Raw genomic sequence first — 9385 nt, forward strand, 5'->3', positions numbered from 1 at the left:
GCTGAAAAACAAACGAGGGAAGGTTCAAACATGGGTCAATTCTAAATGGAAATATCACCCCAAACCGGGTCACTTCTCAGCGGCAATCAACAGCCACGCTCTTTGATCAATTCACGCGCCGACTGGTTAAGGGCATGCACGTCCACATTACGGTGCGCCAGCATCAGCACATCAGCACCGACCTCCCAATCGCGCGACCAATTGTCGATCAAATGACTGCGGGCTGTCTGACTGTCTGGCTCAAGGTGAACCATATCATTTTCGATATAGCGAGCGATGGCTTCCGCATTGCGCCCGCTACCAAAGTCAATGGTCGCTTGCTGCATCCAAGTTTCACGCTGACGGCGAACTCCGGCAAGCTCAACATATCCCACATCATCCGCGATTGCTCGAAATGCGGCACCTGCAGCAATAGGCTGGAGCTGTCTGGCATCGCCTAGCAGAATCAGCTTTGCGCCCGCATCCTGAACCTTGCTGACAAATTTTTCCATCTGAGACGAGCCGACCATTCCGGCTTCGTCCAGCACGAAAATATCACCGGACTGTAAGAGATGAAGATCATTTTTCCAGCACGCTTCCCACGACGCAAGGGTACGCGATTCAATGCCAGCGCTTTCAGCCAGACCAACGGCGGCTTTGCCCGCAAGGGCTCCACCAACAACGCGATGACCTTGTGCCTCATAAATCGCACGAACGGCATTCATGACAGTTGATTTACCTGCACCGGCATAGCCGACCATAACGGATATTCCGTTATTCTCTGTCAGGCGACCAATGACGGATTGCTGCTCACTGTCAAACTTGAAGCCGACTTCTTTCTCGACCTGACTGAGGGCTTTTGCAGCAATTTTTGGCGAGGATGAGAAGCTGTCGCGACTCCGCAAAGTGCGCGCCGCTGCCATCATGTTACGCTCAGTTTGCAAAACTTCTGTTGTTGTGAATTTTGGCCGTTCCAGCATTTTGTCGCTGATTGGATCAAACACCGGAGCGGAGATCATAACCTGATTATCTAGGGCTCCCACACGATAGAAAAGAGCTTGGAAGTCAGCATGATTGTCGGTGTAGCGATGGCAAACTCGGGCAACGTCGCGCTCATCGAAAACCGACTTTTCTGCGGTAATCAGCGTTAGCACTATCGACGGATCAGCCATGATGTGTTGACGGCGTTGCGCCTCAATATCCGCATTGACTTTGATACGATCTGAATGCCCGCCCTTGCGATCCATAGCATCGGCAACCGGGCCACGGTGCATCATAGGTTCGATGGAGATCCCACGTTCCGCATAGGATCGATGGTCTACACGAATATCAAATCCATGCTGCGCAAGGTGATGATTTTGTGTTTCTGCCCACGACTCTCTAAGTGCTGGAATAAGCTCTTTGTCACCGGCGAACTGCCTATAAAGGGCATGACCATTCTTGGAGAACTTGGGATTGCCATCTGCATCAAGTGATCGCACATTCTTAGGCCCGAAACCATCATCAGCGAGTGGTCGCAGAACCGTCATAATGTGGACATGCGGATTACCTCGGCTGTCATGATATGCCCAATCGGCAACAACGCCATTTCGCGAAAAGTTGGTTTCAACAAACTCACGCACAAGGGCAATGTTATGTTCCTGAGAAAGCTCGACAGGTAAGGCCAGTGTCATTTCGCGGGCGACCTGTGCATCACTTCGGATTTCAGCCGCTTCGACCTTATTCCATAAAACTTCGGATGCCTTTGCGGCTGGCATGGAACTTAGCGCTAGAGCCCACGCTGGAGCATTATCAGGGATAGCTATTTCGCTATGAACATTGCCGCGCTTGGCTGTGAAATCATGGGTAGTTCCATAGCGATCATTCGTCATCGTTGCGCAATGACGATAGGCGGCGGCAGCGACGGCACTCTGCCCTGTCGCTCTGCTCAAGACCTGCGCATGAAGATGGAATATCGCCATGCTTTCACAAATATCAGCAAGGTATCGATTTGTCGATACATAAGTGCGCCCTTGGAACTGGGACTGCTACGCAGGTCCAGACGGGACTAAGAATGCGTTGGCAAAGCCAACTCTCTCTTTATTGAGTTTTCGCTGCGCTCCACTACTGGTTGTGAATGTTGTTGCTGTATGTTGCAAATCGGATTAGCATTGAATGGCATAAAGTAATTTTCATTGGAGAATGATGAATGGCTAAAGTTTCGAGAGTCTCGAAGATTCAGGAGGAGATTGCCCGACTACAGGAGCGCCTTGAAGAAGAAAGAAGCAAGGAAGCTGAGCGATTGGGTTCGATAGCCGTCAAAGCTGGCCTTGCGGATCTTGAGATCAGCGACCGCGATTTGCTCAAAGCTTTGAAGGAAGTAGCTGCCCGATTTCAATCTTCAGGGACTGAATGATTACGGCCAGCTAAATCAGCACCTGCAACAACTCTACAGGAGGCACAAAGAAGGAATGGCAGCAGACAGACGCAAGGACGCCCATGAAAAAATCATGCTTGGTGGACTAGTCACTAAGGCCGGATTACGTGGCGAAAATCCTGCGTTCATTCTCGGTGTTCTTCTCACTGCCTTTGAACAAAAAGATAACGAGAAACTTCGCGATGCTATGATCGAAAAAGGCAGGAAGGCTTTTGAGAAATGATAACAAAACCTCATGAGCCCTCGCCCAATTTCTTTCTGTTATGCTTCGCTGTCGTCATCCTGATTGCACCTCTGTTCTGGTACATGCGATTTGTCGCTCCGACATGGATCGGACCAAATGGACAAACCACTGGCCTGAGTCTTTCTCAGGCTTGGGATTGTGCATTATTCTGGAAGGCTTCAACCTGCCGGATACATCTTGAGCAAGCTGGCTATCCGGCGGTTTCGCAACTTTCGCGAAACCTTCTTTTGATCTGGACGCCCATCTTGATGGCGTTCGCGATCGCCATTTGGTTTGTCTATGAAAAGTGGCTGCGTATCAGGCACCAGGTCATAGTTTCAGGCATGGTTGTCGAGAAGATGGATGCGCTTCTAAAGGCTGCTGCTTACGAGCAAAAACATAACCAGTATGCCAAGTCGCCGGGCATTCATATGTTCAACGGCTGGCGTTACACATTGCAACGCGAAACGAACCATACTTTCATTTTAGGGGCTCCCGGTGGGGGCAAGACCGTTACCTTCCGCCGCATGATCAACTCTGTTGTTGAGCGAGGCGATAAAGCCATTATCTTCGATGAAAAGGGCGACTACACCAGCATCACACCCAACTCGATCCGCAACGGCGTCGAGGTCTCACCTATCTTGCTTGCGCCGCAGGATGAGCGATCAGCGGTATGGGATATTGCTTCTGATCTGGTGAACTCACAGGATGCGGTTGAGCTTGCGCAACGTCTCATTCCTGATGATGGTCATCCCTTCTTTACGGCATCGGCACGCGCCGTTTTATCTGGCTGCGCCATCAAGCTGATGGACATTAAACCGAAGGAATGGACGTGGCTCGATCTGCTCAATGAGACAAGGCAGGATCAGGAAACCTTGCTGCGTATAATGCTGCGCTATCAGCGTGGTTCCGACATTTATCTTGCTGCCGATTACAAACAAGTCATGTCCACACTCGGCCAGCTCGAAACCAAAATGCGTTTGTTGGAAATGCTGGCTACAGCATGGCCGGATTATCATGGCCGTGAGCGATTTTTCTTGCGCGACTGGCTCGTCAAAAAAACGGATCAACGCACCGTCATAGTCCAGCATTCCGGCCGCTATGCAGAATTGTCTGATGGCTGGATCTCGGCCTTGTATGCTGTCGCGGTTTCTACCGTGACAGATAGCAATCTTCTACCCGACGATCCGTTCCGGCGTATTTGGTTCTTTCTCGATGAATGGGGGCAACTGCCTGCCATTAAGGATTTCGAGCGCTTTGTCACCCTCGGACGATCGAAAGGCGTTTGTGCCGTACTCGGCTTGCAGGATCTTTCTCAGATCGCAAAAAATTACGGGCAAGAGGTGTTAGAAGTGTTGATGGCTTCTGTCGGTACAAAGATCATCACGCGCATCAACCTCGGACCAACTGCCGAACGCATGGAACGCGATCTCGGCGAAACGACCTATTACGAATATCGCCGTGAGACACAGCCCACAGGCGGTATGAAATGGCAAAAAGAAACAAGGCGCGAGAGCCCCGTTGTTCGCTCCGAGTTCAGCTCCGAATTGGGTGTCGATGCAAAGGGCGTGAAAGCCTTTGTCACAGGAATCGGCAAGAGCGTTTATCAGGTTCACTTCCCTTTCCCTGATGGAAAGTCTGCCCACCGTGATTCCAATAAACCGGCAAAGTGGACATACACTTTCGAGCCAAAGGGTACGTTTACAAATGAAGCCGACATTGACGCTTATGTAAAAGACGTCTTGAAAAAATCCCCACCCGCCCGCGCTGTCCCGCCTAAGCAAGAAAAGCACCTTGCCGAATCTATCGACAAGGCAGGAGACCAGCAGGAGTTATCGCTGGAAGAGGCATATGAGCAGGCCGTCAAGGATGCTCAAAACCGGGCGAAAGTACCGGCCGACAAAGTATCGGCCGGTAATGAGTCTGAGCAAGTCGATCTGTTTGGACAGTATCGATAAACGTTAAACGTTGGGCGCGTTCTCTTCCGCAGCCCTTGCATCTATCCAAGGCAGATTAATTACCTCACCTTGTCGATTCTTAACGACGAGCAGCTTGGAGTTATACGCGTACAAGCCGTTATAGTTGACACGATATATGAGGCCAAGTTTCTGCCATCTAAGCTTAGCTCTCCGCACTGTATCGCGGAAAACGCCTAGAGCTTCAGCTAACTCGTCGTTTGTTGGTACGCTCCCGTCTGGTTTTGGATTGAGCACCATCCGGCGAAACATTTCATTCCAATGTTTGTTCTTCGGTGGTGGATTATCCGCTATTTCTGAAAGCAATGTGAGATTGACACCGGCCTGACCGGGTTCAATTTCGTCTGCAACGGGAATACCTTCAAATGGTTTTACTGTAATAGATCCCTTCATTCTTTCCGCCGGTCTAGTGTTCCAAGGTTTGACTTTAATTGGTTCGCTTATGGGTGTGATTTATTCGAGGAACATTCCCAACCGATAGCATTTAGGTCTGGCCTGTCAACGGCGTGCTTCAATAGGCAGAACCAAGGCGCGGACGTGCTGACCTAATACTAAAGTCAATTTCGGTCGTTGATACGATGAGTGGCGATTTCCCCCGTACGGGGGAAACGCAAATCACATCGGATCGAAATTATATTAGCAAAGAATGGAGCAAAAATCGATCTGGCGCTCAACATTCGTTTTCTGAATAATAAAAAGTTCATAGAAGTGAAATCCACAAGAAATTTGGGCATTGTCGGCCTACGGCCGACGGGGTTTTTTCTCTGGCTCCGGCCTTCTCTACAGCGCTATTTATTTGCGCGTTCAGGCCTCCGCCTGCTGCGCCTGCTTTCTTCTGAAAGCAGGCTACGGCCCTTCGGGCTGAAAAACCCTTTTGAGCGGAAGGCCGACAAAATGTCGGCTCTTACTTTTGCCCTTCGGGCGAAACAAAAATCCGTCAGAAACGGATCTTCACTGTCGCGAGGTGGAGGACTTGCCCCCGCCTGGGCGGGGGCAAGGGGATTAATCCCAAGGGATGACTGCCATCAGGCTTTCGTCATCCTGCCCCGGATAGCGCCCGAGGTTGGCGTTTAGCTTCGCAAAGCCGGTGTTGACGGTGAGGGTGTAGTAATCGGCGTCCCTCTGGTTCTTCTTCCGCCAGATGCCGCCAATCTCGATGCGGCGCTTGCGCGGGGATTCTGCGAAGAGGCGATAAACCGGAGCCTTGGGGTTTGTGCTGGCGAAGGGTTCGCCGGTGATGTCGATGTCGAAGGACAGCGTGGCGAGATTGCCGGTCAGGTTGTCGGTTTCGGCGTCGAACTTGATGAAGTTTACGAGGTCAGACATTGCGCGATCTCCTTTGCTTGCGTTGTCGATGGACACGAGTAAGGACCGGTTAGAGACCCTGCTGCACCCGCAGGGCCGCAGCGAAGCGAAGGGCGGGATTTAGGAACGATTTTGTTTCGCGAGGAGCGCCGCAGGCGCGGGGAAAATCGTTTCGTTTCCCGTTGCGGCGGGGTCGGCCGGTTCTAGTGGCCTATCGATCGACAACGCGGCCATGCAAAGGAGATATATCCGCTATGTCTCTGGCTCCGAGATATTCATGACTCGACTGCACTGAACGGCCTGATTGAAGACTCCCAACTTTCCAGCCACCATCATTCAGGGTCGCGCCTTCTGCTAACGCACCCCGGCCCTGGCGCCGATCATCGATGCAGGCTCCCTCCCTGCATTGCTGTGTCAGGTGGCATCTGGCGGAAGAAAAATTGATCGCGCGGCATATGCTCCCGTCACGATCGACCACAGCCGCGACGGTTAAAACGCTGCGCGGTGTCTGACGCGCCTCAGAATGACGACCTGCGCGGCTTTCATCCGCGGCCGTATTCCTGTCGCCAGTCAGGCGGGGGCAAGTCCTCCACCCTGCCGCTATGACCACGGCAGACGATCAAATAGCCTTCACCGATCAGTTCATTGCCGACTTCGCCAACGCCCGCAGAGATGGGGCAAGATGCAATTCACCCTGAGCGGAACGATAGAGCATCGACAGGAAATAACGGGCTGGCTTCTGGATCTCGGCCGCGCCGGGCTTCAGGGCTGCCGCGCGCATAATTTTCTCGGCCACAATAGCAAGCGCCGCCAGCGCATTGTGCAGGCCGGCGACCTGTACGCCGGCAATCCATGTTTCGCGCGGGATCTGGATCAGCGTCCGAACTGTTTCGGCGTTCCGTTCAAGATCATGCCAAGTTTGCAGCCCAATTCCATATTCAGCCTGCAATTGGCGGCACCCTAACCGGAGTAAATCGAGGGTTGTTGCTGGATCTGTGTCTGACGGTCTTTCAGCTTGTGCAAAGGCTCCTGTCCGCACAGGCTTTTTTTCAAAAGCCATTTGATCGGCTTTGCCGATCTCAGTCTTATTGACTGATCGGGCGTCAGCCCGATTCCGCTTCTCTTCTACAGAATGTGGGGAGGTTGTAGTTGTATATGGGGGGACATATTTGTCCTGTGTGGGGGACATAATTGTTTCTTCATTATCAGGATATGCACAATCTTGATCCCTCTCAAAAGGGGCATAGAGCGCAAGTACATCGTTCAGCAGATCAACGAGCTGAGAGAGATATTCAGGTTGCGATCGCTGCTCATGGAAATGCGGCACCAACCGGTTGAACTGATCCTCGAACCGTTTCGTTTGATGGCCGTCGCGGCGTAGCTGCTCAAGGGCATCAACGATCTGACGGGCGACACCTTGGCATTGGCGTGTTGTCTCGCGCATCGAGCGCCATGTCTCAAGATGGGCGTTCGCCAGTTCTTCCAGCTCGGCAAGGCGATGACGTGCTGGCGAAAAGTCGAGGCCGAAGCTTCCACCTCCTTCGCGGTTCACATAGCGGCGGCCGGTCGGGCTGTCGCGATAAGCGACAATGCCCGCCTCGACGAGCGCGCGGATTGCGCGTGAGACGGTCTTTTCGCTGACGCCCAGATCATAGGCAAGACGCGCATTGGAGATCGCCACAACCGGGCGATTTTCATGCGTCCAGTCCTTGGCCGGTGAAATCGCCAGCAAGGTATCGAGGATCTGATAGGTGTAGCCTTTTATCCCTAGGCGACCGGCGCATTTCTTCAATGCGCTCGCCACTTGGGCTTTCGTCACTGGTGCATGATCGCTTTGCATGGCGAGTGCCGCGCTGGCGAGAATGCCAGGCGTCATCTTTCTGAAGCTTGCTATGGTTTGCATTGGTTTCCTCTCCGAAAACCGGGCAAAGCAGAGCCGTTCGCAAAAGCTGCGTTTGATGTTGACAGAGGGGGCGGGAGACCATAAATTGGAACTTAAGTTTTTGCTGTCCCTCAGAGCGTCGCCAAACGCTTTATGGATTTATCTTTTGCCCCCCGATGTAGCTTGCTGCGTCGGGGTTTGCATTTCCGGGTCTTGTTTCTAACTCCAAATCAAATTCATCAATACGACTCGTGGCCGCGTAAGCTGTCACGCTACCCTATTTGCAACATAAAGCAAAATGGTACTGGAAACTATTTTCCATCGGATTTTGCCGGATTTGTCGCAAAAACCTGACAATTCGGGCTTTTGGGGGCAAATTTCCGGCAGTCCTGCCCTATGCAGCTAGGAAACAGCGCTCGAATCGTCCGAGTGCTGGCAGCATGAATCCATTCATGCCAGATTCGTAAGCAAGACGCGATGAAAGCTTTTCAGGATCTATGAATAGAGCTGCGCGCCGTCGGCGCTGATCTGTCGCCCCTCTTTTCAATGCCCGATAATGGAAGGTTATCGGTCATTTACTGATTCGGGCTTCAAGTGCGGTTAACCTCTTGTTAACCGCGTTTTCCGCACCTTATTCATCGTCGGTAAGTTCGCTCGATGATTGGTCATCTGTGCGGGGTGGCGGAAAACGCTTGTCTAATGCATCCCTTATCCGCTGACGGCAAATAAGAGGGAGACGGCCGAAGCCGTCTCCCGAAAATTTCTTCAGTAACCGAGATCCCCGATCAGAGCATCAAGCTCCGGATCGGGATTATGATCTGCTTGGTGATAAAAGCCATCGGGCAAATCGCCCGTAGCGTGATCGCATTCGGTGCAAATGATTGTGTGGTTGCGATTGATGGAGCCGCCGTCACACGTCTCGAAGAAGCGTTCAATCGCTTCGCCGCTGCACTTGGGGCAAGTGATGACGGCCATGTCATCATCCAGCTCGTAACCACCGGGTTCGACGCTTGTTCCGAAAACTCTGGTCATGATTGTGTCCTTTCGTTTCTATGACGAAAGACGCTGCGCTGTAGGCCAGCCGGAGTCAGGGACTGCGCAGCAGCCGCCAGAGGCGGGCGGCGGGGGAGCCGATTTTCGTAGCCTGGGCGCTAGCCCAAGCGAAGAAAATTGGGGGAACCGCCGATCCTTGACGCTGGCTGGCCGAGCGTATCATGGGCAGGCATAGAGAGAGAGTTCAAAGCGCGCGACTAGCGTGCTTTTCCGCATTGGCAGCGCCCTGCCCGCTTGGGTCTGACATTTGGGGATAATGGCAATTCGGTCACACGAGCCCGAAATATTAAGCTAAATCAACGCCTGCTATCTGGCCTGTCACATTCAGCGAAGACAATTCCGCGTTCATAAGCTATAGATTGACAAGGAGCAGTGACGCGCTGCTCCGGGGGCGTCGAAACCCTTGGTTAGCGGTTGGTGTTGGCCGTTACAGCACCGAACTCCTTGACCTTATGGTCGGTCTCTAGCCGCGCGGGTGTCAATCACCCTATTCTTTCTTCCTAAGTTTCTGTTTCTGCGCGTATTTCTGCTCATGGGCAGTATTCGCAAGA

Annotated in this window: 8 protein-coding genes; 3 read left to right on the forward strand and 5 right to left on the reverse strand. The window is 52.5% G+C overall.

Annotated elements, in window-relative coordinates:
* Window positions 1-86: 86 nt before the first annotated feature.
* Window positions 87-1940: a Ti-type conjugative transfer relaxase TraA gene (gene traA / locus FGI60_RS25665; protein ID WP_138787530.1), complete on the reverse strand. Its 1854-nt coding sequence runs from the start codon at window positions 1938-1940 to the stop codon at window positions 87-89.
* A 227-nt stretch (window positions 1941-2167) separates the two neighbouring features.
* Between traA and FGI60_RS25670 the strand changes: the two genes are divergently transcribed.
* From FGI60_RS25670 to FGI60_RS25680, 3 genes are read left to right on the forward strand one after another with little or no spacing between them, the layout of a single operon-like run.
* Window positions 2168-2374 (forward strand): TraC family protein, encoded by a 207-nt coding sequence (locus FGI60_RS25670; protein ID WP_138787531.1) that lies wholly within the window; start codon window positions 2168-2170, stop codon window positions 2372-2374.
* 55 nt (window positions 2375-2429) lie between these two features.
* Window positions 2430-2618: a conjugal transfer protein TraD gene (locus tag FGI60_RS25675; protein WP_138787532.1), complete on the forward strand. Its 189-nt coding sequence runs from the start codon at window positions 2430-2432 to the stop codon at window positions 2616-2618.
* On the forward strand, window positions 2615-4576 hold the full coding sequence (locus tag FGI60_RS25680; protein WP_138787533.1) for a type IV secretion system DNA-binding domain-containing protein: 1962 nt from the start codon (window positions 2615-2617) through the stop codon (window positions 4574-4576). The genes FGI60_RS25675 and FGI60_RS25680 overlap by 4 nt, the downstream gene beginning before the upstream one ends.
* Window positions 4577-4579: 3 nt before the next feature.
* On the opposite strand, the gene FGI60_RS25685 is transcribed toward FGI60_RS25680, so the two are convergent.
* The 4 genes from FGI60_RS25685 to FGI60_RS25700 form a co-directional block, all read right to left on the reverse strand.
* Complete coding sequence (locus tag FGI60_RS25685; protein ID WP_138787534.1) at window positions 4580-4987, reverse strand: helix-turn-helix domain-containing protein; 408 nt, start codon at window positions 4985-4987, stop codon at window positions 4580-4582.
* Window positions 4988-5596: 609 nt separating this feature from the next.
* The gene (locus FGI60_RS25690) at window positions 5597-5920 is read right to left on the reverse strand and encodes a DUF736 domain-containing protein (RefSeq protein WP_138787535.1); all 324 of its coding nucleotides are present in this window, start codon (window positions 5918-5920) and stop codon (window positions 5597-5599) included.
* Window positions 5921-6536: 616 nt separating this feature from the next.
* The gene (gene repC / locus FGI60_RS25695) at window positions 6537-7802 is read right to left on the reverse strand and encodes a plasmid replication protein RepC (RefSeq protein ID WP_138787536.1); all 1266 of its coding nucleotides are present in this window, start codon (window positions 7800-7802) and stop codon (window positions 6537-6539) included.
* A gap of 744 nt (window positions 7803-8546) precedes the next feature.
* Complete coding sequence (locus FGI60_RS25700; protein ID WP_138787537.1) at window positions 8547-8813, reverse strand: hypothetical protein; 267 nt, start codon at window positions 8811-8813, stop codon at window positions 8547-8549.
* Between the last annotated feature and the right edge of the window lie 572 nt (window positions 8814-9385).

This window comes from Brucella haematophila (assembly GCF_005938105.1).
GTDB classification, from domain to species: Bacteria; Pseudomonadota; Alphaproteobacteria; order Rhizobiales; family Rhizobiaceae; genus Brucella; species Brucella haematophila.

Coding starts and splice junctions, on each gene's coding strand:
- traA (WP_138787530.1), bottom strand. CDS start 1,940: ATGGCGATATTCCATCTTCATGCGCAGGTCTTGAGCAGAGCGACAGGG.
- FGI60_RS25670 (WP_138787531.1), top strand. CDS start 2,168: ATGGCTAAAGTTTCGAGAGTCTCGAAGATTCAGGAGGAGATTGCCCGA.
- FGI60_RS25675 (WP_138787532.1), top strand. CDS start 2,430: ATGGCAGCAGACAGACGCAAGGACGCCCATGAAAAAATCATGCTTGGT.
- FGI60_RS25680 (WP_138787533.1), top strand. CDS start 2,615: ATGATAACAAAACCTCATGAGCCCTCGCCCAATTTCTTTCTGTTATGC.
- FGI60_RS25685 (WP_138787534.1), bottom strand. CDS start 4,987: ATGAAGGGATCTATTACAGTAAAACCATTTGAAGGTATTCCCGTTGCA.
- FGI60_RS25690 (WP_138787535.1), bottom strand. CDS start 5,920: ATGTCTGACCTCGTAAACTTCATCAAGTTCGACGCCGAAACCGACAAC.
- repC (WP_138787536.1), bottom strand. CDS start 7,802: ATGCAAACCATAGCAAGCTTCAGAAAGATGACGCCTGGCATTCTCGCC.
- FGI60_RS25700 (WP_138787537.1), bottom strand. CDS start 8,813: ATGACCAGAGTTTTCGGAACAAGCGTCGAACCCGGTGGTTACGAGCTG.